The organism is Paraclostridium bifermentans, assembly GCF_019916025.1.
GTDB classification, from domain to species: domain Bacteria; phylum Bacillota; class Clostridia; order Peptostreptococcales; family Peptostreptococcaceae; genus Paraclostridium; species Paraclostridium bifermentans.
Genome location: NZ_CP079737.1, coordinates 316,785 through 341,061, shown reverse-complemented (window position 1 = coordinate 341,061; position 24,277 = coordinate 316,785). Strand labels below are relative to the sequence as shown.

Here is a 24,277-nt window from a genome sequence, read left to right as displayed (position 1 = left end):
ATCTTTCCCAAACCTCAAACAAACTTTCATTTTATAAATTTTTATTTCACAAATGTCCGAAGGGTGCATGTATAAGTTTTAGCGACTTTTAAAGCTTTTTTCTAGCTTTAGGAGCAAAACTTATACATGCACCCGAGGACCCTCTAAAAGGTTATAAAACTGAAAAGAGCCTTAGTAAACTAAGACTCTTTTTTAGCATTTATCTATATAATTTGAGGTTATTTCTTTAAGTTATAGAATGAGTTTAATCCGCAGTATCTAGCAGACTCCCCTACCATCTCTTCTATTCTTAATAATTGGTTGTATTTAGCAACTCTATCAGTTCTTGATGGAGCACCAGTTTTTATTTGACCAGCATTTACAGCTACTGCTAAGTCAGCTATAGTAGTATCTTCAGTTTCTCCAGATCTATGAGATATAACTGCAGTGTATCCAGCTCTCTTAGCCATTTCTATAGCATCTAAAGTCTCAGTTAAAGTACCTATTTGGTTAACTTTTACTAATATAGAGTTTGCTACACCAGCTTCTATTCCTCTTTCTAATCTTTCAGTATTAGTAACAAATAAGTCGTCTCCAACTAATTGTAATTTGTTTCCTAATCTGTCAGTTAATACTTTCCATCCATCCCAATCTTCTTCGTCTAATCCATCTTCTATAGTTATTATAGGGAAGTTGTTAGCCCAATCTTCATATAAATCAACCATTTCAGCAGAAGTTAATTCTTTTCCTTCTCCAGCTAAAACGTATTTTTTAGTTTCTTTGTTGTACATTTCTGTAGCAGCAACGTCAAGTCCTAACATAACGTCTTTTCCTGGCTCATATCCAGCTTTTGATATAGCTTCAACTATTAATTCTAAAGCAGCTCTGTTTGAATCTAAGTTTGGAGCGAATCCACCCTCGTCACCAACACCACAAGCTAATCCATTTTCACCTAAAACTTTCTTTAATGAATGGAATACTTCTGCTCCCATTCTTAATCCTTCTCTGAAAGATTTAGCACCTACTGGTAATATCATGAACTCTTGAACGTCTACGTTATTATCAGCATGCTCTCCACCGTTTAGTATGTTCATCATTGGAACTGGTAATTGCTTAGCATTTACTCCACCTATGTATTGGAATAATGGTAAACCAACTTCTTCAGCAGCAGCTCTAGCTACAGCCATAGAAACACCTAATATAGCGTTTGCTCCTAATTTACCTTTGTTTGGAGTTCCATCTAATTCTATTAATAATCCATCTATTCCAGGTTGGTCTGTTGCATCCATACCTTCTAATTCAGGTGCTATTATTTCGTTAACGTTGTCAACAGCTTTCTCAACACCTTTTCCTAAGTATCTTCCTTTATCTCCATCTCTTAACTCAACTGCTTCGAAAGCTCCTGTTGATGCTCCTGATGGAACTATAGCTCTACCAGTTACTCCACTTTCTAATACTACTTCAACCTCTACAGTTGGGTTTCCTCTTGAATCTAATACTTCTCTAGCGTATACTAAATCGATTAATGACATAATTATGTCTCCTTTCAAGTTTATATATTAAAGTTTTAAATATATATCTATATTATATTATAAATATTGGTAATTAATAGTATTTAATGTAATCTTTTGTAAAATTACATTACTTTTGTATTAATGAATCTCCAGTCATTTCTTCTGGTTTTTGTAAATTCATTATGCCAAGTACAGTTGGTGCTATATCAGATAATCTTCCACCTTCTCTAAGTTTAGAAGACTTGTATTCATCACCAACAACCATAAATGGTACTGGGTTAGTTGAGTGCGCAGTTATAGTTGTTTTAGTTTCTGGATCTTGCATTAATTCTGCATTACCATGGTCAGCTGTTATTAAAGCTACTCCACCTTTTTCTAAAACTTTATTTGTAACTTGTCCAACACATTTATCAACTTCCTCTACAGCCTTAACTGCTGCTTCTATAACTCCAGTATGTCCAACCATATCTGGGTTAGCATAGTTTAGTACTATAAAGTCATATTTATCTTCATCTATAGCTTTTAACATTTTTTCTGTTAATTCATCAGCACTCATTTCAGGTTGTAAATCATATGTTGCAACCTTTGGAGATGGTACTAATAATCTATCTTCACCTTTGTTTGGTTCTTCAACTCCACCATTAAAGAAGAAAGTAACATGAGCATATTTTTCTGTTTCAGCAGCTCTTAATTGAGTCTTACCGTTTTTAGCTAAATATTCTCCTAATGTATTTTCTAAGCTTTGTGGTTTAAATGCTACGTGTACATTTTTTATAGTTATGTCATATGTAGTTAAACAAACAAAGTAAGTTTTCATACATGGTCTCTCAAATCCAACAAATTCATCGCAAACTAATGCTCTTGTTATTTGTCTTGCTCTATCTGGTCTAAAGTTACCAAATATTATTGAGTCATTTTCTTTTATAAGACCTACTGGGTTTCCGTCTTCAACTATTACAGTTGGTAGTACGAATTCATCAGTCTTATTTTCTTTATAAGCTTTTTCTACTGCTTCTTTTGCAGAAGTAGCAGTTTCGCCTTTTCCATCAACCATAGCTTCATAAGCTAGTTGTATTCTTTCCCATCTTTTATCTCTATCCATAGCATAGTATCTACCAGATACTGATGCAAATTTCCCCACTCCTACTTCTTGCATGTATTTTTCAACATCTTCGATGAATGTTAAAGCACTCTTTGGATCAGTGTCTCTACCATCTGTGAATGCATGAACATATACATTTTCAACACCATTTTCTTTAGCCATTTTTATTAAAGCTTTTAAATGGTCTATATGTGAATGAACTCCTCCATTAGATACTAATCCCATTAAATGAAGTGAATGTTCTTTCCCATTTTTCATTGCTTCTAATAAGACATCATTTTTGAAAAGTTCTCCATCTTCTATTGCCTTACTAACTCTAGTTAAATCTTGATATACTATTCTTCCTGCTCCGATGTTTGTGTGACCAACTTCTGAGTTACCCATTTGTCCATCTGGAAGACCAACATCAAGACCACTAGCTTGTATTAAAGTATGAGGGTAGTTTTCATGTAATTTGTCTAAGTTAGGAGTTTTTGCACTTGCTACTGCATTTCCTATCTTTACTTCACTACATCCAAAACCGTCCATTATTATTAATGCTACTGGTTTTTTCATGTCTTTTTTCACTCCTTAGAAATTAACAAGTTCTGTGAAGTCAGCTGGTTGTAGACTAGCTCCACCAACTAAAGCTCCATCTATATCAGTTTGGTTCATTATTTCTGATACATTAGAAGGTTTTACACTTCCTCCGTATTGTATTCTTACTTCTTCTGATATTTCTTCTCCGTATAATCCTTTAACTACTTCTCTAACGTATGCTATTACATCGTTAGCTTGCTCAGCAGTTGCAGTTTTTCCAGTTCCTATAGCCCATATTGGCTCGTAAGCTATAACTACTTTTTTCATATATTCTGCAGTTACATTTTCTAAAGCTTTCTCAGTTTGCACTTTACAAACATCTTTAGTTTTATCTGCTTCTCTTTCTTCTAAAGTTTCACCTATACATAATATTGGATCTATTCCAGCTTCTAAAGCTTTTAATACTTTCTTATTAACTGTTTCGTTAGTTTCATTAAAGTATTGTCTTCTTTCAGAATGTCCTAATACTACGTAATCTATATCTAATTCTTTTAACATAGGTGCAGATATTTCTCCTGTAAATGCTCCATTATCTGCATAGTGCATATTTTGAGCACCTATTTTTATAGGAGTTCCTTTTGTAGCTTCCTTTAAATCTTTTAATAAAGTGAAAGGAGCACATATAACTGCCTCTACATCTGTATTATTTACTTTTCCTTTTATCTCATTAACAAACTCTACAGCTTCTGCTATAGTTTTGTGCATTTTCCAGTTTCCTGCTATTATAGGTTTTCTCATTTTTACTTCCTCCATTACTATAAATTAAATATAGTACTTTTTTTGCTTACAGTAGATAAAATCAATTTTATCTACTGTAAGCTATATATAATTATTGATAAAATTTAAGGCCTATTTATTGTCTAATGCTGATATACCTGGTAAGTCTTTACCTTCTAAGAATTCTAGAGAAGCTCCTCCACCTGTAGAAACGTGAGTCATCTTATCTCCAAATCCTAATTGGTTAACAGCTGCAGCAGAGTCTCCTCCACCTATTACTGTTGTAGCATTTTCTAAAGCTGCCATAGTTTTAGCAACAGCTAATGTTCCTTTTGCAAAGTTTTCAAATTCGAAAACTCCCATAGGTCCATTCCATACTATTGTTTTAGAAGCATTTACTGTATTTACGTATTCTTCTATAGTTTTTGGTCCTATATCTAGTCCCATGAATCCTTCTGGTATGTTTGCATCTTCAGTTATAACTGGAGCAACATCTGAAAATTTATCAGCAACAGCATTATCTACTGGTAATAATAATTTAACACCTTTAGCTTTTGCTTTTTCCATCATTTCTTTAGCGTATTCTACCTTATCTTCTTCAACTAATGAAGTTCCTATTTGGTATCCTTGAGCTTTTAAGAATGTGTAAGCCATTCCTCCACCTATTATTAGGTTGTCTACTTTTTCTAATAATTCATTTATAACAGCTATCTTATCAGAAACTTTTGCTCCTCCTAATATAGCAGTGAAAGGTCTTACTGGATTAGCTACAGCTTCTCCTAAGAACTTTAATTCTTTTTGTATTAAGTATCCGCAAACTTTTTCATTTAAGAACTCTCCAGCCCCAACTGTTGAACAGTGAGCTCTATGAGCAGTTCCGAATGCATCATTTACAAATATTTCAGCTAATGAAGCTAGCTCTTTAGAGAAGTTTTCTTCATTTTTAGTTTCTTCTTTTCTATATCTAGTATTTTCTAATAATACTATATCTCCGTTTTCCATTTTTTCTACAGCAGTTTTTGCATTTTCCCCTACAACGTTTTCGTCAGCTGCAAATACTACTTCTTTGCCTAACATTTCAGATAATCTTTTAGCTACTGGTGCTAAAGATAATTCTGGCTTAGCTTCACCTTTTGGTTTTCCTAAGTGAGAGCATAATATAACTTTTGCTCCGTTGTCTACTAAGTATTTTATAGTAGGCATAGCTCCGTTTAATCTATTTTCATCAGTTATAACCCCATCCTTTAAAGGTACGTTGAAGTCACATCTAACTAAAACCTTTTTACCACACACATTTATATCTTCTATAGTTTTCTTATTAAGCATTGACATGGTCATATCTCCTCTCAAAAAATGTTTTCCACAAATCAGTATATCATATTTATGCTTTATGACCAATAAAGTATGTCACATTTATAAAAAATTCATTATTAAAAAATTCTTTACTATTTATCACAAGTGCTGATATACCTACTTTGGATGATTTATAATCAAAATTTTTGTCTAGTACGATCTATAATCGTAAAAAAGTCCAGAGCCCGTAGTGTTAAACTACAAACCCGGACTTTTTAAAGCCTGTATATAATTACTTAGCTAAGTTAGCGAAGTATCCTAAAGTTCTTATTAATTGAGAAGTATAAGACATTTCATTGTCATACCAAGAAACAACTTTAACTAATTGCTCTCCGTTTACTTCCATAACTTTTGTTTGAGTTGCATCGAATAATGATCCGAACTCTATTCCTACTATGTCTGAAGATACTAATGGCTCTTCAGTATATCCGAAAGATTCATTAGCAGCAGCTTGCATTTCAGCATTTATTTCTTCTACAGTTACTTTTTTATCTAATGTACAAACTAATTCAGTTAAAGAACCAGTTATAACTGGAACTCTTTGAGCTCCTCCGTCTAATTTACCTTTTAATTCTGGTATAACTAAACCTATAGCTTTTGCAGCTCCTGTAGTGTTAGGAACTATGTTAGCAGCAGCAGCTCTAGCTCTTCTTAAATCTCCTTTAGCATGAGGACCATCTAAAGTATTTTGGTCATTAGTGTATGCATGTATTGTAGTCATGAATCCTTTTTGTAATCCGAATTTATCATTTAAAGTTTTAGCCATTGGTGCTAAACAGTTAGTTGTACAAGAAGCCCCTGATATAACTGTTTCGCTTCCATCTAATATATCATGGTTAACGTTAAATACTACTGTTTTTAAGTCTCCTGTTGCAGGTGCTGATATAACAACTTTTTTAGCTCCAGCTTCTAAATGAAGACCAGCTTTTTCTTGAGAAGTGAAGAATCCAGTACACTCTAATACTATATCAACATTTAATTCTTTCCAAGGTAAGTCTGCAGGGTTTCTCTCAGCAGTAACTTTTATTTCTTGTCCGTTAACTACGAAAGCTCCTTCTTTAACTTCTATTTCACCGTTGAATCTTCCTTGAGCTGAATCATATTTGAATAAGTGAGCTAATGTCTTAGCGTCTGTTAAGTCATTTATTGCTACTACTTCAAATTTATCTGTTTGCTCCATTAATCTTCTTAGAGCTAATCTACCTATTCTTCCAAATCCATTAATTGCTACTTTAACCATTATGTTTGCCTCCCTAATATAAATGTGTGTATATTTAGCTAGCTTTGCTAGTTATTAACTAATTTACTTCTAATATTTTATAAGCACTTTGTTCATCTGTAATTATGACCATATTATCATTTAACTTAGATATTGCAGTAACCGCTTCTGCTTTGCTTGATCCTGCAAATATTGCTATGTTGTTTTTTACAGATTTAAATGTTTCTAATTTTATTCCTACAGTATTTAATTCATATACTATTTCACCATTTTTGTTGAAATAATATCCAAATGCTTCACCTACAGCTCCTTTAGATAAAATTTCTTTAACTTGCTCTTTTGGTAATTTTCTTCTTGTAGCCATTTCATCGGCTCTTCCAATTCCAAATACAAGTATATCTGTGTTTAAAACAAAATTTAATGTTTTGTGTATTTCTGGTTCTAGACTAAGCGTTTTCATTGCTTCTACACCTAGTTCATCTGGTACATGAAGTAATTTGTAATGTGCTCCTAATTTTTTTCCTAATATAGCTACTATGTTATTAGATTGAGTTTCTACATCTTTTCCGACTCCTCCTCTAGCAGGAACTATAGTCGTTTGATTGTATTTTTTGTCGCTTTTTAAACTATTAGCAAACTCTAGCATAGTACTTCCACCTGTTACTGCTACGACACTATTGTCTTTTAGTATACTTAAGAAGTATTCAGCACCTTGTTTTGCTACATCTTTTAATAAACTCTCATTCTTTTCAAAGTCACCAGGAACAATTATAACTTTTTTAATTCCTAATTTCTCTTTAACTTTATGTTGTAGCTGTGAAAGACCCATAACATCATTCATAATATCTTTTAGTTGATCTAAAAGTTCTAATCCTTCTTCTGTCACCGTCATTCCTGAAACGGCTACATTTATTAGATTTTGTTCTTTTAAGACTTCTGTCTCTGATCTAACTATTCTTTCGCTAATCTCTAGCATATTTGATAATGTACGTCTTCCTATTGGTTCACTTAAAGATATCTGTCTTAATATAGAATATCTTCTTTCCATGATTTCTATTACCTGTGGAATTAGTTTCTTTTGTATATTAATTAAGTCATTCATTAAAAGTTACTCCTTCAATATAATTCTTATCTCAGGGACATTCTGTGTCCCTTGTTCATATTTTAGTCCCACAAGTTAATTTTATTTTATAGGAAATCCTTATTAATTTCAATAGTTTTTAAAATTTTTTTATATTTAATTATTTTAATACTCTTTTCTTTTACTAGATGAAGGTATCTTTAACTCTTCTCTGTACTTGGCTACAGTACGTCTAGCTACTGAAATTCCGCTTTCCTTTAAAATTTTAGATAGTTGCTCATCACTTAACGGTTTCTTCTTATTTTCAGACTTTATTGTTTCCTTTATTATTTTTTTTATGCTGGTGCTAGATGCCATTTCATCATTTTGTGTTTCGATGGCACTACTAAAGAAGTATTTAAATTCGTATACTCCAAATGGAGTTAACATATATTTTCCATTTACGCCTCTACTTACTGTAGATTCATGGCAGTCAATTATGTGAGCTATATCTTTTAATTTTAGTGGTTTTATAAATTGTGGTCCTTTATTAAAAAATTCTTCTTGGCAAGAAACTATTGTTTCTGCAATTTTAAGTATTGTATTATTTCTACTTTGTATATTTTTTACTAAGCTAGTAGCAGAATTTAATTTTGATTTTATAAATTCTTTAGCATCATTATCTGATGATGTGTTTCTAAGTACTTCTTTATAAAAATTATTAATCTTTAACATATAAGAATCTTTTTCATTTTTATAAACTATAAACTCATTATCAATTTTTTCAACTATAACATCAGGTTGCACGTATACCGTTTTCTCACTGCAACATAATCTCCCAGGTCTAGGATCCAATGACTTGATTTTATGAACTAAATTAACACATCTTTGCATCGGAATCTTATGTTTTTTGCTTATTTCCTTAACTTTATTAGAAGCTATTAAGTCCAAATCTTCTTTGATTATGTTTATTAAATCTTCATCATATTCTCCTGAATTTTCAATTTGTAAGATTAGACATTCAACTAAATCTCTAGCCCCAACTCCTATAGGATCTAGCTGCTGAACTTTTTCTAAACACTCTAAAAATGTATCTTCATCTACATTTAACTCTTTTAACTCATTCAACATTATTTCTTCTGAAAATCTTAGATATCCATCTTCATCTAAGCTATCAATTATGTAATTACAAACTTCTTTTTCTAAGTCGCTAATTTTATATAATCCTATTTGAAGACTTAAGTGTTCGTATAAATTAACATCTTCTTTTATCATATTTTCTAAATTCAAATCATTATCTGGATTATAATTTACTTCTCTTTTATATCCGGTGTCCATATTTTTCACATAAGCTTCCCAGTCTATTTCTTCTTTTCGTTCTATATCTAATAAGGGATTTTCCTCTGATTCTTTTCTTATTTCTTCTTCTAATTCAACTTTACTCATATTGAGTATTGCTAATGACTGTTTTAGCTGTGTAGTCATCACCAGCTTTTGAGATTGAGTTAATTCTAGCCTGTTGTTAAAGTTCAAATTTTTTCACCCCGCTTTTATTTTTTCAATCCAAAAAAACCCTTCCGCATAAATATATTCTACCACTTGGTATGACTCTTATGCAAAAGGGTTTTATTTATTATTTCATTACTTGTTCATTTTATCTAATATAGCTTTTAATTCATCTTCATCAAACATGTATTTTGAGTTACAGAATTGACATCCTATTTCAGCTTTTTTATCTTCTTCTATCATTTCAGCTAATTGATGTTGTCCTATAGATATTAAAACTCCTTCAACTCTTTCTTTAGAGCATTCACACTCAAATCCAACATCACACTTATCTAGAATTTGAGGATTTAATCCATCAAGTACTATATTAAGTATATCTTCAGGAGTTTTTCCTTCTTTTAACATATTTGTCATAGAATCTAAGTTAGCAACGTTAGACTCTAATTTTGATATAGTTTCTTCAGTTGCATCTGGCATTAATTGAACTATAAATCCACCTGCATATTCAACTTCTTCTTCTTTTGTCAATACTCCTAGTGCTACTACTGATGGAGTTTGTTCTGATAGTGCGAAATAATATGTTAAATCTTGGGCTATTTCTCCGCTAACCATAGGATATGACCCATTATAAGGTTCTCTTAATCCTAAGTCTTTTGTTACTCTTACTGTTCCTTCACTTCCAACAGCAGCTGCAACATTTAACTTACCATTTTCATAATCTTCTACTACAACATTTGGGTTATCAACGTACCCTTTTACTATCCCCTTAGAGTTAGCTGTAGCTAATATACTTCCTATAGGTCCGCCACCTTTTATTATAACTGTTATTTTATCTCCATCGTTTTTCATCATAAGACCCATCATAGATGTTGCTGTTAATGTTCTTCCTAAAGCAGCTGTAGCAACTTTACTTGTCTTATGAAGATCTCTAGCTCTTTCTACCATATTTCTAGTAGTTGCAACAAAAGCTCTTACCTGACCATCTCCAGCCGTTGATCTTAAAACATAATCCTTCATAATATTTTCCTCCAATCACGTTAAAACTTTCTGTCTATTTTTTGCAAACAAAAAATACTCTTTCCGAATCATCCCTTGGTTTATTGAATGTAAAGTCTCCATACACTTTTACATCTTTAAAACCTGATTCTTGAAGCATTTCTACTATTTCATCTTCTGTATATGCTCTTTGCTGATGTACCTCTTCAAACTTATCATATCTTCCATCTTCACCTTTTATGAAAAATGCTAATTCCATTTCTAATAAGTTTTCTTCTGCATCAAAATAATTTTGCCATAAATAAGATACATCTTCTCTATTTTCACCATATATATTACCACCTAATATATTGGCTAATTTATAATATGAACTTATGTCAAATATGAATATTCCATTTTCTTTTAATAACTCATGTGTTGTATCAAAAACATTTTGTAAATCATCATCATAAGTTATATAGTTGAATCCATCACAAGCACATAAAACACAATCTAAACCTGTTATATCAAAATCAAGTTCAGCTATATCTTGTTGTAATAATACAAGCTCTATTCCTTGTTTTTCAGCTTTTTCTCTAGCTACACCTAACATTTCTGCAGATATATCAATTCCAGCTATATCGTATTCTTTTTTAGCTAAAGGAATAGTTATATTTCCTGTTCCACATGCTAATTCTAGTATATTTTTAACTTTTACATTTTCGTTGTCTATTATATCTTCTATATATTTAACCCATTTGTCATAATCAACATCATTCATAAGTTCATCATATACAAATGCAAAATCTCTATACTGATCCATCGTCTTTATTTTCTTCCTTTTCCATTTTTTTCTTTTTCTTTTTACGAGATGTTAACGTACCACCTATACGCCCTGCTTCTTTGGCTGTTAAACCTCCCCAACCAAGCTCAGAAACCTTATCCATTAGACCAAGTTCTGATGCTATCTCATATTTCATTATATCATCATCTGTCAATATTTTCTTTTTCTTAGTTGCGCTTTTCTCTCTTGGTTTATTTATATCAATATCTTTATAATTCATAAAAATCACTCCTTTATTTTATATTTTTGTCATATGGACAAAATTTATACAAAATTGAGGAGTGATTTAGTATTATAATATTGATTTTTTATATTTTAATAATTTGATATATACATCTAATGCATTTCCTAATATATTTTCATCAAAATTAAAGTTTAAACTATGAAGTCCATTTACAAATCCTTTTTCTTCATTTCTTGCACCTAGCATGAAGAATAAGCCTGGAAGAACTTGTTGATAGTAAGAAAAATCTTCTGATATCATTATAGGTTCTAGTTTGATAAGTTTATCGCTTCCTATAGCCTGTTCAAACTCTTCAAATAAAACTTCATTATTATTAACAGCTGGATAGTCATCTCTTATTTCTACTTCTATCTTACAGTTATAAGCCACTTCATATCCTTTTGCTAGTTCTCTAATTCTTTCTTTAATAGTTTCATATACCTCTGGTTTAAAAGCTCTTATAGTACCTTCTATTCTAATATTTTCAGCTATTATATTTCTTCTAGTCCCTCCATGCATCTTACCTATAGTAAGTACGGCATTGTCAAGTGGACTTATATTTCTTGATACTATTGTTTGTAAGCTACTAATAAAGCTAGAAGCTAAAACTATTCCATCTATTCCATTTTGAGGCATAGCTCCATGACCACTTTTAGCAATAATATCTATGTCTAATTCTCCAACCTGAGCTAAGAAGTAATTTGGTCTAGTCCCTACATAACCTTCAGGTATTTCTGGATATATATGAAGACCATATATTTCATCTATTTTATACTTTTCTACTATACCTGCGTTGATTAATGGTTTAGCTCCTCCTGGCCCTTCTTCTGCTGGTTGGAATATAAATACAATATTATCCATCAGGTTTTCTCTATTTTCATTTAAGTATGTTACTAATCCAAGTAATATACTCATATGTCCATCATGACCACATAAGTGCATAGCTTTTTCCCCTAATGTAAGAGCATCCATATCCGATCTAAAAGCTATAGTTTTTTTAGGATTTTTCCCTTTTATAATTCCAACTACAGCAGTGTCCAACATTTCTTCATATTCTACACCTATATTATTTAAATAATCTTTTATATATTTACTAGTTTTAAACTCTTGATTTCCTATTTCAGCTAGTACATGTAATTCTTTTCTATTATTTTTCATGCACTCTTTTATATTACATATATTTTCCATACAAATCTCCTTTATTATCAATTTATATATTTTTATTATACCCAATATATATGCGCTTTGTATTGCTATTAGTGCCTAAGTTTTTTTAAACTATTGTTATTAATGCCTTGTTTAATATAATTTATTTAAGCATAAAAAAAGATTGGGAAAATCCCAATCTTTTTATTATCTATCTTCGTCAGTAACGTTAAATACGTAAGGTATGTTTCTGTAGTAGTCTCCGAAGTTTAATCCGTATCCTACAACAAATTTATCTTCTATTTCAAATCCACAGTAGTTAGGAACTAATTCCACTTTTCTTCTGCTTGGTTTATCTAAAAGAACACAACATTTTATACTAGCAGGGTTCTTAGTTTTTAAGTGACCCATAACAAAGTTCATTGTAAGAGCTGTATCTGTTATATCATCTACAACTAAAACATCATATCCTTCTATATCATCACTTATATCTGCTACCATGTTAACTTGACCAGTACTGCTTTCTCCATGCCCGTAGCTTGAAGTAGTCATAAATCCGATTTTAACAGGTACTGTTATGTTTCTTACTAAGTCTGCGCAGAATATGAAGCTTCCTTTTAATAGTGATATTACCATTAATTTCTTTCCTTCATAATCTTTAGATATTTGTGCTCCTAATTCTTTTAATCTTTCTTGTATTTGTTCTTCTGAGCATAATACTTCCCATTTTTTAGTTTCTATATCCATGTTACAACCTCCGAAATGTTATAGTATATCTATTTTATAGGAGATTTACCAATTTTGCAACGGGGTAAATACAATATTAGTTAGCTTTATTCATGTCGTCCATTACTCTTATTATAACCTTGTCAGTTGTAGTCATTCCTTTATCACTTACTCTTCCTAGGTTTTGTATACTTTGCTCTGCTCCAGTTCCTACTATTCCGTTCATTGGAGGTACTATACAGTCTTGTTTAGCTATTATAGCACTTTGTACTGCTGCTGATGCTGCTGATGCAAGTTTTAATGCACATCCAGCTTTAGCTCCATCACATATCATACCACTTAAGTTAGCTACCATATTTTCTATAGCACCTTCTATTTGAGTTTCATTACATCCCATTAACCAAGATAATCCTGATGTAGCTCCTATACTTGCTGCAACTCCACATCCACATACTGCAGATAATCTTCCTGTGTAGTTTTTAACGTATGCAGTTAATAAGTGAGATATTGCTAATGATCTAGCTAATTTCTCTTCGCTTTGAGGGAATTTATCGTTGTATGCAACTATTGGAAGTATAGCAGTTATACCGTGGTTTCCACTTCCGTTAGAACTCATAACTGGTAATTTAACTCCAGCCATTCTTGCATCTGATGCAGCTGCTGTTATCATCATTGTGTAGTTCATTAAGTCATCACCTAATAATCCTGATTCAATAGATTTCTTTATACCGAATCCTACTCCTACTCCTACTTTTTCATTTAATCCGTACTTAGCTATCTCTTCATTCATAGTTATTCCATCTAATAAGAATTTTATGTCTTCAAAATCTACAGTTTCCATAGCTTCTACTATTTCTTTTATTGTTATAGTATCTAATATATTTTCTTTAGGTTCTGCTGTAGTTGCAACTTCAACTACTTCTTCACTTACTAATACATCTTCATTTTTTTCAACAAATACTATGTTGTCATGTTTAGTTCTTATAACAACTTTAGCAGTGTTGTTTTTACCTTCTAATTCAACTTCTATATAAACTTTTTCTTCTGTATCTATTGGTGATATGTTTATATCGTTGTTATCCATGAAGTCTTCTGCAACTTTAACATCTTCTTTTGTTAATGTTTCTAAAACTCTTAATCCGTTTTCTGATTTTCCACCTATAAGTCCCATTGCTGCAGATATTTTTAATCCTAATCTTTCAGTTCCTGGTATACCTACACACATACCATTTTTGTATACGTTAGGACTAAGACCTATTGTACATTTTACTACTTCTTCACCTAAAGTTTCTTTTGCTTTAGCACAAGCTAATGCTACTGCTACTGGTTCTGTACAACCTAAAGCTGGTTTAACTTCTGCATTTAATATATTAACTAATTTTGTTTGTAAATTTTTCATTGTGTTTTCCTCCTGATAGCTATAATATTTATGTCTTATTTATAAAGCAAGAACTATGCCAACTTTTATTATTTTTCAAACCCTTGAAATCGCTTTATTTACATTTTACAAAAATAATTTTTTATCATTCCAATCTCATTTCGAAAAAAAATAGTCTCAAAATGAGATTAAGTATCATTTTGAGACTATTTTATATCTTTCTATTTTTCTATATAAGGTAGCTCTAGATATCCCTAAAGCTTTTGCAGCTAAATCCTTATCTTTTTTATAATCTTTATATTTTTCTAATGCTTTTATTATTTCTTTCTTTTCAAGCTCGTCTAAAGTTTTTATGTTTTCATTAGACTCTATAATTTGATCTTCATTTGAATTTGCACGTTTTATTCTATTAGGTAAATTATCTAATGTTATAATCTTACCTTCACATCTATTAACACTATATTCTATAACATTTTGTAGTTCTCTAATGTTTCCTGGCCAACTATATTCACATAAATATTCTAATGCTTGTAAATCTATATCTTGTACATTTTTATCTAGCTTATTAGAATATTCTTTCATCATATATTCAATTAGTAAGTGTATATCATTTTTTCTTTGTCTTAAAGTTGGAAGAACTACGGGTATAACGTTTAGTCTATAGTATAAATCCTCTCTAAATGTGCCTTTTCTGACCATGTGCTCTAAGTCTTTATTAGTAGCCGCTATTATTCTTACATCAATTGATACATTGTGTTTAGCCCCTATTTTATCAACTTCTTTTTCTTGCAATACTCTAAGTAGTTTTGCTTGTAAATGTAAACTCATATCACCTATTTCATCAAGAAAAATGCTACCTTTATCAGCTAATTCAAATTTACCTAAGCTTCCACCTTTTTTAGCTCCTGTAAATGCACCTTCTTCATATCCAAATAATTCACTTTCTAGTAAGTTATCTGGAATAGCTGCACAGTTTATAGCTATAAAAGGATTTCCTGATCTACAACTGTGATTATGTATAGCTCTTGCAAATAGTTCTTTTCCTGTACCACTCTCTCCAGTTATTAAAACTGTAGAATTAGTTTTAGATGCCATCAACGCTTCTTCTTTTGATTTATTTATGGCATAGCTGCTTCCTATTATATTTTCTAAATATATCTTATGATCATTACTTATCTTGTTATAGTTTTTTATAGCATCTACTTTATCTATAAAATCCAATACATATCCTTTTAATTCTTCATTTAAAATGATAGGCTTTATATTATATATCCCTTTAAATTCCTTCTTTGCTCCTCTATATGTAAAACTACAAGATTTATCATTATTTATATCATTGAAATTATTGTCTTTAGCAAAGTTTAATACATCGCCTATAAAACTTCCTATTATATTACCTTTAACTTCAAAAATTTCTTTGAATTTCAAATTGTACTTTTCTATATTCGCATCTTTATCTAATGACACAACTGCTTTATCCATATTATCTAATAATGTTTTTAGCTTTTTCTTTTCTAACTCTACCTCATAAGTTTTTATTTCTGCTTTTAACTTACTTGATATTAAATCTGCCATTTTATGCAAGAAGTTCATTAAATCATCTTTTCTAAATTTAATTACATCGGCTTGCTCTTTAGTAAAAGCTATAAGCCCAATTACACCATAAGACTTATCATCATATACTATAGGGCAACATACCTCTGCAAACTCCTTACAAACTTCACGAGTATAACATTCATTGCATATCTCATTGCTCTTTGGATCTTCTATTATTAATTCTTTTTTAGTAGTTAAAGAATATTTAAATGCTGAGTATTCTTCTAATTGTTGTCCTATTTTATGAAAATAAGTTCCGGTACCCGCTATTCTAACTAAACTCGAATCTACTATGGTTACATCAATTTCTAAAACAGACGATATAGCTTCTGCTATGTTTTGTATATCTTTTCTTATAAAGTTTAAATTAATCATACTTCCCATCCCTTAGTTTATCTTTGTACATCAGTACTTTAATTTCATTGAGAGTTTTGTATATTTTATTTAAAGTATACTGTATTGATACTAAGATTACAAACAACATACAGATAATTATCACATTATAATGTATTTTCATAAAATTTCCTCCTACAAGAAAAGACTAGGTTTAACCCCAGTCTTTTTAATCATTCTTCATTCCTATATAAATATACTTTTCACAGTCTTTATTTTCTAATATTCCTTTAAATTTTGAATGTTCTAATGTCTTTATAAGTTCATGTGGGTAGTAGTATTTTATACGTTCTCCACATACTCTATGCTTAAACTTCTTAAGTTTAACTTTAAATTTGTGTAGATTAGAGTCTTGTAATACAACCTCTCCTCTTAATTTTAACACTCTATAAATTTCTTTCAATGCTTTCTTTTGGTTATGAGTGTAATTAAATTGATTTAGTACTATTACTTTATCGAAAAATCCATCTTCAAATGGTAATAATTCTAAACAACCTTTAACAACACTGCAGTTTTCATTATGAATTAATGAATAGCAGATATCTTGGTATGCACTATCTTCAAGTATAGTTACATTGGCTCCAAGCATCCTTAACCTCTTGCCTAGGGTACCTATATTTCCTACCAATAGGATTCTTTCTCCCATTTCATATTTAATTACATTTAATATATCTTCTACGGTATCCTGTGCAAAATAATTTGCTTCATAATTCCATTGTACTACGCTTTTCACAGTGCTCCCCCTCTTTTGGATTTATTATCATTTTTTACATCATAGAATAGATTATAATAAATCCCAAGCAACTATTCAATAACCATTTTAAAGTATTTTAAAATTATTTTTTTAATAATGTTTTCCTTGACTTTCTATATTAATTTATATTATTTTCATCCAATTTTTTTATTTTAGAAATAGAGACTTCATATGCAACTCTTTTCTCTATTTCTCCATTTTCAAGTTTCTTTTCATAGTCTCTACTTTGCACTCTACCCCACATTTGGATTCTATCTCCAACTTTCAGATTTTTTGCAAATTTCGCATTTCTACCCCATACTATTGATGGTATGTAATCAGATTTATTATATGGTCTATTTATAGCAACTAGTAAGTCTGCTATTTCTCTTCCTAATGGAGTTTTTCTGTATATTGGATCTTTACATATATATCCATCAAGGAAAATATTGTTTGGATCTTTAGCTTCTCCATCAACAACTTTTATTTCTCTTGCAAATACAGTGAGAACTAATTTATTTTTATTATCTATATTTTTATTATAAGATCTTAACTGACCAACTAGGTCAACTAAGTTATTTTCATTTAAATTTACTTCTTCTAATAATCTTTCTGATATAGTTATAGGTAAAACATCATATGTATCACTTAATCTATGTATTCTTATCCTTGCACTATAAAATTTTTCCCCAAATATTTCATGGCTAAATGTCAATTCCTCTTCAAGTTCTCCTCTTAAATTTACTATGTTAGTATCTTCTTTTAAATTTATCATTTTATTCCCCCCACAATTGTTAAACCATATTTTATCTTAAAATCTATATAATAAATATATTTCTGCATGGCCATTTTTATTACACCTTTAATAAAATAAATTTGATTAAAGGCTTTAAATTTCAAAAAATAAAAAATATACCGTATTTTTAAATACGGTATAGTCTTATCTTATTAAATTTATTAAGCTGTTTGCTTAGTAAATGCCTTTTTTAACATAGTTACTGAAGTATATGCTATTACAATTATTACTACCCATCTTAATATATCCATAGGCATTGAGCTAACAAAGTTAGCAGCTATAAATACCCCTATAACTCCACCTATTGTTATGAATAAAGAAGTTTTCTTAGCATATGTTCCTTCTTTTATAAATTTAACACTTGCTGTTGGCATTAATAAAGCGCAAGATCCCATCATAATAGGGAATGCTACAGTTGGTGACATTCCTAAGAAATAAACCATTGCCATACAAGGAGAATATAGTCCAACTCCAGCAGTCATTAATGCTCCTAATATAAAGTTACCTACTACCCCTATAACAAGCTTAGCCCCAGTTAATCCTGTTGCGTTTCCTCCGCCAGGCATTAATCCTAATTGAGCTAATAACATTAATATAGCTGTTACAACTAGTGCGAATCCCATAACTATTTGGATTTTTCTTTCATCCATCTTAGATATAATTCCAGCACCTACATAAGAGCCTACAACTGCTGCTCCTAATAAACTTATTAAAGTTATTGAATCAACTTTTATAACTGTCGTGAATATAAATGCTTCAAATACAACTGGTATTGTATGACATACGTTTAGCGTACCTGGTATTAACTTGTCAGGTATATTAATTTTTAGAGCATTCATCATTGCTACTGTTGGCGCAAATGACCCTATTCCTAAAGTGTCAAAGAAGTCTGTTACAAAACCTGTAGCTAAAGGCTTCCAAGCTGGTACATCTTCAAATCCGTTAGATGATTTAGCTTTTGATAAGTCCTTGATGAAGTTAAAACCGAATAATGAAACAAAAGCTGCTAATAATACTCTTATTAAATTTAACATCTCAAATAATTCCTCCTAATGATTTTACTAAAAAGTGTCTTACATAGAAATATGATTAAATACTACTAGTAGTATTTAATCATATTTTAATTAGAATTTATACTGTTTTTTTTTACATATTATTTTAGTATAAATCCATATTTTACTGGATCATTATCATCTATTACGAAATGGTTGAATCCTGTTATATACGCAGCTCCTGTTATTTCAGGTATTATTGCTTCATAATCAGCTACTTTATCAACACCAACTATTCTTCCTTTGAATAGAGTTCCTAATATACTTTCATATACGAATAATTCGCCTTCTTTTAATTCTCCTTTAGAGTATAAAGTTGCAAGCTTAGCACTTGTTCCTGTTCCACATGGAGATCTATCTACTTGTCCTTGTCCAAATATAACTACGTTTTTGTAAGTAGCTTCTGGATGAGTTGGATCGTCATATATTTCAACTAAGTCAACAGTTTTTATATGAGGTAACTCTGGATGTTGTATTTCTATAGTTTCGTTTATTATATCTCTCATTTTTAAACCTATTTCAGTTAGTTTTTGAGCATTCTTTGGCTCAACTTTTAATCCTAACTCACTAGCTTTAACTATAGCAAAGAAACTTCCTCCGAAAGATATATCGAAAGTTACAGTTCCTATTTCAGGCATTTCTATTTGTACATCTTTTTTGTATAAGAATGCAGGTACGTTTACTATAGAAACTTCTTGAACTCTTCCATTTTCAACTTTAGCATCTGCTCTTACTATTCCTGCTGGAGTATCCATAACTACATGAGTTGTAGGCTCTTTCATTTCTACCATACCAGTTTCAATTGCAGCTGTTACAGCTCCTATTGAACCATGTCCACACATGTTTAGGTATCCTCCACCATCCATGAAGATTATTCCGAAATCTGCTTCATCGTTGCAAGGTTGAGTTATTATAGAACCGAACATATCATTATGTCCTCTTGGCTCTAACATTATAGCTGTTCTTAAGTGATCTAGATTATTTTCTAAAAACGCTTTTTTCTCAGCCATAGTCTTTCCTTTTATATTAGGTATTCCACCTGTTACTATTCTTGTTGGTTCTCCCATTGTATGAGAATCTATCGCTTGTATACTTCTTGAAAATTTCATTTTACGGCCCCCTATATTATTATTATTTTTTATTATTTCTTTGCATTTTTAATTTTAATAAGGCTAATGATTTTTTTGCGTCTAACTCGCTTACAGTGTTCTCTCCGACAACTTCTGTTTCTATCCCCTTGTCTGATTTATTAAAATCTACTATTGTGTCCATATATTTATTTGTAACTACAAACTTAGCTTGTGTTCCATTAAATGTAAGTCCAACTACCGGGATCTCTCTTTTTCCTATTTCTTCAATAGTATTAGCATAATCTACGTGTGAGTTTCCCCACCCATCACATGAAATTATAACACCATCTGCTCTCATAGCTTCTAGCCATGCAGCTGTTCTTTGTCCAACAAATTCTTTTTCTTTGTTGTCCTGAGGTGTTCCTACTACTACTATCCCCAGAAGATCTATGTCTTTGTCATTACTAACTATATCAAGAAGCGGATCTCTAAAGTGATGTAATGATGTTTCTTTAGTTGATGGTCCTATACCCATTATCTCACCTCATTAAGTCATAGCTCTCAAGGCGCCATCTCTGTATTCATTAGGTGATATTATCATCGGTACATTTCCCATATCAATAATGGATGTACCTCCCTCTAAACCACTTGGTTCATGAGAAAATAATTGATTGTCATACATTGCACCCTGACCTGCTATTTGTTTTACTATTACAACTTTTTTAGCGTCAGGTCTAATTTTGTCAAAATATTCACGAATTTCTGTAGCATCTCTTCCGTCTTGCTGTTTTAAAACATTTCTTATACCTTGTATAAAAGTATCACATGCCTTAAATGTCATCATCGGAAGTTTTCTCTCATATGGCAACCCACCTTTAACTGTAACATCAAAATGAATTATGTAATCATTAGTAGATGGAGTACCATATCTTCCAAACACCATTTGCTCAGAAAGTATACCTTCTGAAGATCCAAATTCATGCATTTGTCTTCCATCTTCATCAACACCAGTAAGCATAACATAAACACCTGTTAAAGTGTGTGTTATTCCTTCACCTAATCTACCTAAAACTTTAGTAGATATAGGGATTATATCCATGATAGTATTAATTTCCTTGTTATAATCTCCTGGTTTGATTATATCTAATTTTATGTCCGTTATTAATTCATGTGAATTTTTAATTTCATTTATGTAGTCATTGTTTATGGATAGTGTACCTTTTTTTATTGAGAACTTTTCATTGAATTCAACATTATTTATATGAAATGGTTTAATTACCAAACGTCTAAGTATTTTCTCTTCCATTTATATCACCTTTTTATATAAGCCCTTCTCTATTGCTAGGGAAGGGCTGTGTTATCTATTATACTTGAGCTACATACTCGTATGGTAATTGAATTATCTTACCAGCAGATGGTATAGCTATTAATTGCTCTAAAGTATCTCTTAATATATGCATTTGCATTTCTTTATTGTTTGGTTCACCAGCATTAGCACCCATTGGAACTAGTGGAGCAACTGCTCTTGGAGTTCCGTTTTGTCTAACTACTGGAGGAAGAGCTGCTATTATTATAGTTGGTATACCAGCTTCTTCTATTGCTCTCTGCACGATCACGGCAGTTCTATGGCAAGTACCTCAGCCAGCTGTTAGAACTACACCGTCTACTCCCTCATCTTTTAATCTTTTAGCGATTTCAGGACCAGTTTCTTCAGTGAATTTAGTTTGGTCTCCACCACCACCCATGAATCCTATATGAACTGGAGCTACAGATTTTATAAATCCTTCTTTAGCTAATTCATGTAGTCTGTCTATAGGGAACATACAGTTTATATCTTTATTAACATCAGCGTTATCATATCCTCCGTGAGATACCATCATCTCATCAGTAGTTGCTGTGTCTGGTATTTCTCTAAATGTAAAGTCACCTGCTAGGTTGAATCTCTTATCAGCTTTTAAATGTACACCTGACGCTGTAGCTAAAGCTATAGTCATATCCTTTAGTTCTTTAGTTACAGGAGTCCAAACAGGAGGAGGTGTTATTGGTACAAATATTTCAGATTGAAGTCCTTTTATTGTTGTAAGGCTCATAGTTTTTCTCTCCCTTCTATTTCTCTAATTCTTCTTTATTTTTTTTATTTCTTTCGATTATATCTACATACTTTTGATTAGGTTCCGGACTTAGTACTTCTGGATAACTTAACATAAACCCAACCTCAAGACCAAGCTTAAGCTCATAATCAGTTATAAGCATTCTTTTCGGTATTTTAAATTGGCCTAATCTGCCTTTTAAGTCTATAGTAACTCCACCGTCAGTGATATCTACTATAACTCCTTCATACATTCTTTCAGTTGATATATATTTTAATCTATCCATAATATTTCATCCTTCCATAACCTATTAACGTCTTTTACTATTTAGCGTCTTTTTCGTATATATTCTTTCTTTTTTCACTCATTGGTAAAGTTTGCTCGTTTTCAACAAGTTCTAACTTCTTACCAGTTTCTTTTTCTATTAATTCAACGTTATTTAATTTAACGTTAGCATTCCATTTTCTCTCAGCAGCTTTAACTTCTTCTCCACCCATTACTGTCTTTAACATTGCTAAAGATCTTACAGCATCTTCTGGGCATAATGTATTGTTTGATAATACTTCATTTTCTATACCTTGTTTAGACTTGTTGTTGTCTATCATGTATTTCATGTATTCATTACCAACAACTAGAGCACCTTGAACAGCAGAGAAACTTACACCTACTACAGCTACATCTCTCTTACCTATTTGCTCTATATGAGAAGCGAAATCTATATGGTTGTTTCCGAATCCTTCAGTTGTTACTATAGCACCATCAACACCCATAGCTTCTATCATCATACCTAATCTCTTAGATACATAGAATTTCTCAGCATTTACTTGTGGAGATCCTACAAATATAACACCTACTAAATCTATTTCTTCATCATGCATAGCTTCTATTACTAATGGCTCTCTCCAGTAATGTCTAGAGTTTTCTTTAGATGCAGGTCCTATACAAGTTAATGCATGTATACCACCATCTAATACTTCAAGTGGAGATAATACTACTGGAACGTTTCCTAAGTCAACGTTTGGTTTAGCTCCTAATGTTCCAACTGGCTCAACAGGTAATATTAAGTTATCATGCATTGCCCCTTGTCCCATTATCTCTTTAACTACAACAACCTTTTTCTTACCAGGTCTTCTATATTGAGTTAATTCTTCAGTATCAACTACTAAAGACTCTTCAGCGTTCTTTAATGCTTCTCTTATTTCTTGAGTTATATAATCAGATGCACAGTGAGCAGCTAATGGTCCTGGTCTTTCCATGTTAGTACCAGCTTTAACTGTTACTTGAGTTTTGATGAATATATCACCTTTATCAGGAGCACCTGGTCTTCCCCACATTATGTTAGTTTCTAATACACCTTCTGAAGAACCGAATTCACCTATTTGAACTCCGTTTTCATCAGTACCAGTTACCATCATTATAACTCCGTCTATAACTCTTGTTACACCTTCTCCTATTTCTCCTTCTTCTTTAGCAGCTATAGGTTGAACATCCATTATAGTTTCACTGTATTTGTTGTATTCAGCTGGAGTTATTATTTCTAACTTCATATCAACAACTAATTCTTCTGAATTTACAGCTTCTTTAGTTAATTCTTCTGGAGTTCTTAAGTATAAAGTAGTTCCATCTATTTTAGTTTCTTCAGCGAAAACTACTTTTTCTATTTTAAAATGTTTTTTAGTTAAGCTTCTCATTGCTTTAGCTTCTTGAACTGGCTCAGCTTTAACTTCTACAGCTTCTGCATTTTCTGCTACAGCTACAGGAGCAACTGGTGCTACACCCATTCCTTGAGCTACATTTAAAGGTATTTCTAAGTTTATATCTCTACCTTCACCTATATGTATCTTTATAGTTTGTCCATTTACTGGAGCTATTTGAGATACTGGAGCTACTGAAGCAACTGGTGCTACTTCTTTAACTTCTTCCTTAACTTCTTCTTTAGCCTCTTCAGCTACTGCTACTACACCTTCTACACAGTCAGCAGTTATTGGAGTTAAAGCATCTAAAGTTTTTAATAGTTTAGCTCCTAAAACTTGCTCTATTGTTAAACAATCATCTGCTATTGTTAATAATCCTGAATCCTCTAAGTCAGCGAATATTGCTGGATCTTCTAAATTTGATGGTTCTAGTACAGTCCCAGCTTCAAATCTACAGCAGCATACCGCTGGATCTTTAGCATGAGCTTTAGCTGTTTCTACAGTTATTGACATTTTCTAATACCTCCTAGCA

At 31.4% G+C, this 24,277-nt stretch carries 21 protein-coding genes and 1 pseudogene; all 22 read right to left on the bottom strand.

The annotated features are described in order from the left end of the window. Nucleotides 1–218 precede the first annotated feature (218 nt). The 22 genes and pseudogenes from eno to prdA all read right to left on the bottom strand — a co-directional run bounded on the left by eno (nt 219) and on the right by prdA (nt 24,258). Nucleotides 219–1,511 carry a phosphopyruvate hydratase gene (gene eno, locus KXZ80_RS01865; RefSeq protein WP_021434089.1) on the bottom strand — a complete coding sequence of 431 codons (1,293 nt, stop codon included), beginning with the start codon at nt 1,509–1,511 and terminating at the stop codon, nt 219–221. A gap of 109 nt (nt 1,512–1,620) precedes the next feature. After that, nucleotides 1,621–3,150, bottom strand: a complete 1,530-nt coding sequence (gpmI, locus tag KXZ80_RS01860) for a 2,3-bisphosphoglycerate-independent phosphoglycerate mutase (protein ID WP_021434090.1) — start codon at nt 3,148–3,150, stop codon at nt 1,621–1,623. A 15-nt stretch (nt 3,151–3,165) separates the two neighbouring features. After that, nucleotides 3,166–3,912, bottom strand: coding sequence for a triose-phosphate isomerase (gene tpiA, locus KXZ80_RS01855; protein ID WP_021434091.1), 747 nt, complete (start codon nt 3,910–3,912; stop codon nt 3,166–3,168). A gap of 111 nt (nt 3,913–4,023) precedes the next feature. Then, nucleotides 4,024–5,223 carry a phosphoglycerate kinase gene (locus KXZ80_RS01850; RefSeq protein WP_038285927.1) on the bottom strand — a complete coding sequence of 400 codons (1,200 nt, stop codon included), beginning with the start codon at nt 5,221–5,223 and terminating at the stop codon, nt 4,024–4,026. A gap of 253 nt (nt 5,224–5,476) precedes the next feature. Further along, nucleotides 5,477–6,484 carry a type I glyceraldehyde-3-phosphate dehydrogenase gene (gap, locus tag KXZ80_RS01845; RefSeq protein WP_021434093.1) on the bottom strand — a complete coding sequence of 336 codons (1,008 nt, stop codon included), beginning with the start codon at nt 6,482–6,484 and terminating at the stop codon, nt 5,477–5,479. A gap of 58 nt (nt 6,485–6,542) precedes the next feature. Then, on the bottom strand, nt 6,543–7,565 hold the full coding sequence (locus KXZ80_RS01840) for a sugar-binding transcriptional regulator (protein ID WP_021434094.1): 1,023 nt from the start codon (nt 7,563–7,565) through the stop codon (nt 6,543–6,545). A gap of 144 nt (nt 7,566–7,709) precedes the next feature. Next, nucleotides 7,710–9,056, bottom strand: coding sequence for an RNA polymerase factor sigma-54 (gene rpoN / locus KXZ80_RS01835; protein WP_038285929.1), 1,347 nt, complete (start codon nt 9,054–9,056; stop codon nt 7,710–7,712). A 108-nt stretch (nt 9,057–9,164) separates the two neighbouring features. After that, nucleotides 9,165–10,046, bottom strand: a complete 882-nt coding sequence (hslO, locus tag KXZ80_RS01830) for an Hsp33 family molecular chaperone HslO (RefSeq protein ID WP_021434096.1) — start codon at nt 10,044–10,046, stop codon at nt 9,165–9,167. Between the two features lie 34 nt (nt 10,047–10,080). After that, nucleotides 10,081–10,827, bottom strand: a complete 747-nt coding sequence (locus tag KXZ80_RS01825; RefSeq protein ID WP_021434097.1) for a class I SAM-dependent DNA methyltransferase — start codon at nt 10,825–10,827, stop codon at nt 10,081–10,083. After that, nucleotides 10,814–11,068, bottom strand: coding sequence for a small, acid-soluble spore protein, alpha/beta type (locus tag KXZ80_RS01820; protein ID WP_021430255.1), 255 nt, complete (start codon nt 11,066–11,068; stop codon nt 10,814–10,816). The genes KXZ80_RS01825 and KXZ80_RS01820 overlap by 14 nt, the downstream gene beginning before the upstream one ends. Nucleotides 11,069–11,140: 72 nt before the next feature. Beyond that, nucleotides 11,141–12,259 (bottom strand): N-acetyldiaminopimelate deacetylase, encoded by a 1,119-nt coding sequence (locus KXZ80_RS01815; RefSeq protein ID WP_021434098.1) that lies wholly within the window; start codon nt 12,257–12,259, stop codon nt 11,141–11,143. A gap of 165 nt (nt 12,260–12,424) precedes the next feature. Then, the gene (gene hpt, locus KXZ80_RS01810; protein ID WP_021430311.1) at nt 12,425–12,964 is read right to left on the bottom strand and encodes a hypoxanthine phosphoribosyltransferase; all 540 of its coding nucleotides are present in this window, start codon (nt 12,962–12,964) and stop codon (nt 12,425–12,427) included. 76 nt (nt 12,965–13,040) lie between these two features. After that, nucleotides 13,041–14,342, bottom strand: a complete 1,302-nt coding sequence (locus KXZ80_RS01805; RefSeq protein ID WP_021434099.1) for an L-cysteine desulfidase family protein — start codon at nt 14,340–14,342, stop codon at nt 13,041–13,043. Nucleotides 14,343–14,516: 174 nt separating this feature from the next. Next, a complete protein-coding gene (locus tag KXZ80_RS01800; RefSeq protein WP_021434100.1) occupies nt 14,517–16,292 on the bottom strand; it encodes a sigma-54 interaction domain-containing protein in 1,776 nt (591 codons plus the stop codon). A gap of 187 nt (nt 16,293–16,479) precedes the next feature. Further along, a complete protein-coding gene (locus KXZ80_RS01795) occupies nt 16,480–17,043 on the bottom strand; it encodes a class I SAM-dependent methyltransferase (protein ID WP_021434101.1) in 564 nt (187 codons plus the stop codon). Between the two features lie 139 nt (nt 17,044–17,182). Next, nucleotides 17,183–17,818, bottom strand: coding sequence for a single-stranded DNA-binding protein (locus KXZ80_RS01790; RefSeq protein ID WP_021434102.1), 636 nt, complete (start codon nt 17,816–17,818; stop codon nt 17,183–17,185). A 182-nt stretch (nt 17,819–18,000) separates the two neighbouring features. After that, on the bottom strand, nt 18,001–18,873 hold the full coding sequence (locus KXZ80_RS01785) for a sulfite exporter TauE/SafE family protein (protein WP_021434103.1): 873 nt from the start codon (nt 18,871–18,873) through the stop codon (nt 18,001–18,003). A gap of 119 nt (nt 18,874–18,992) precedes the next feature. Continuing rightward, entirely contained in the window at nt 18,993–20,000 is a 1,008-nt protein-coding gene (locus KXZ80_RS01780; RefSeq protein ID WP_021434104.1) for a proline racemase, read from the bottom strand. Nucleotides 20,001–20,022: 22 nt separating this feature from the next. After that, nucleotides 20,023–21,267: pseudogene (prdD, locus tag KXZ80_RS17605) on the bottom strand (proline reductase cluster protein PrdD). Nucleotides 21,268–21,325: 58 nt separating this feature from the next. Next, nucleotides 21,326–22,051, bottom strand: a complete 726-nt coding sequence (gene prdB / locus KXZ80_RS01765) for a D-proline reductase (dithiol) protein PrdB (RefSeq protein ID WP_077175920.1) — start codon at nt 22,049–22,051, stop codon at nt 21,326–21,328. Nucleotides 22,052–22,067: 16 nt separating this feature from the next. After that, the gene (locus KXZ80_RS01760) at nt 22,068–22,337 is read right to left on the bottom strand and encodes a CBO2463/CBO2479 domain-containing protein (protein WP_021430161.1); all 270 of its coding nucleotides are present in this window, start codon (nt 22,335–22,337) and stop codon (nt 22,068–22,070) included. A gap of 37 nt (nt 22,338–22,374) precedes the next feature. Next, nucleotides 22,375–24,258, bottom strand: coding sequence for a D-proline reductase (dithiol) proprotein PrdA (gene prdA, locus KXZ80_RS01755; protein ID WP_021434105.1), 1,884 nt, complete (start codon nt 24,256–24,258; stop codon nt 22,375–22,377). Between the last annotated feature and the right edge of the window lie 19 nt (nt 24,259–24,277).

Excerpts from the sequence above, each read along its gene's own strand:
- KXZ80_RS01840 (WP_021434094.1), bottom strand. The coding sequence starts at position 7,565 with ATGAATGACTTAATTAATATACAAAAGAAACTAATTCCACAGGTAATA.
- KXZ80_RS01780 (WP_021434104.1), bottom strand. The coding sequence starts at position 20,000 with ATGAAATTTTCAAGAAGTATACAAGCGATAGATTCTCATACAATGGGA.
- KXZ80_RS01820 (WP_021430255.1), bottom strand. The coding sequence starts at position 11,068 with ATGAATTATAAAGATATTGATATAAATAAACCAAGAGAGAAAAGCGCA.
- KXZ80_RS01815 (WP_021434098.1), bottom strand. The coding sequence starts at position 12,259 with ATGGAAAATATATGTAATATAAAAGAGTGCATGAAAAATAATAGAAAA.
- gpmI (WP_021434090.1), bottom strand. The coding sequence starts at position 3,150 with ATGAAAAAACCAGTAGCATTAATAATAATGGACGGTTTTGGATGTAGT.
- prdA (WP_021434105.1), bottom strand. The coding sequence starts at position 24,258 with ATGTCAATAACTGTAGAAACAGCTAAAGCTCATGCTAAAGATCCAGCG.
- eno (WP_021434089.1), bottom strand. The coding sequence starts at position 1,511 with ATGTCATTAATCGATTTAGTATACGCTAGAGAAGTATTAGATTCAAGA.
- hpt (WP_021430311.1), bottom strand. The coding sequence starts at position 12,964 with ATGGATATAGAAACTAAAAAATGGGAAGTATTATGCTCAGAAGAACAA.
- hslO (WP_021434096.1), bottom strand. The coding sequence starts at position 10,046 with ATGAAGGATTATGTTTTAAGATCAACGGCTGGAGATGGTCAGGTAAGA.
- gap (WP_021434093.1), bottom strand. The coding sequence starts at position 6,484 with ATGGTTAAAGTAGCAATTAATGGATTTGGAAGAATAGGTAGATTAGCT.
- KXZ80_RS01850 (WP_038285927.1), bottom strand. The coding sequence starts at position 5,223 with ATGTCAATGCTTAATAAGAAAACTATAGAAGATATAAATGTGTGTGGT.
- tpiA (WP_021434091.1), bottom strand. The coding sequence starts at position 3,912 with ATGAGAAAACCTATAATAGCAGGAAACTGGAAAATGCACAAAACTATA.
- KXZ80_RS01760 (WP_021430161.1), bottom strand. The coding sequence starts at position 22,337 with ATGGATAGATTAAAATATATATCAACTGAAAGAATGTATGAAGGAGTT.
- KXZ80_RS01785 (WP_021434103.1), bottom strand. The coding sequence starts at position 18,873 with ATGTTAAATTTAATAAGAGTATTATTAGCAGCTTTTGTTTCATTATTC.
- KXZ80_RS01790 (WP_021434102.1), bottom strand. The coding sequence starts at position 17,818 with ATGATAAATTTAAAAGAAGATACTAACATAGTAAATTTAAGAGGAGAA.
- KXZ80_RS01805 (WP_021434099.1), bottom strand. The coding sequence starts at position 14,342 with ATGAAAAATTTACAAACAAAATTAGTTAATATATTAAATGCAGAAGTT.
- KXZ80_RS01825 (WP_021434097.1), bottom strand. The coding sequence starts at position 10,827 with ATGGATCAGTATAGAGATTTTGCATTTGTATATGATGAACTTATGAAT.
- KXZ80_RS01800 (WP_021434100.1), bottom strand. The coding sequence starts at position 16,292 with ATGATTAATTTAAACTTTATAAGAAAAGATATACAAAACATAGCAGAA.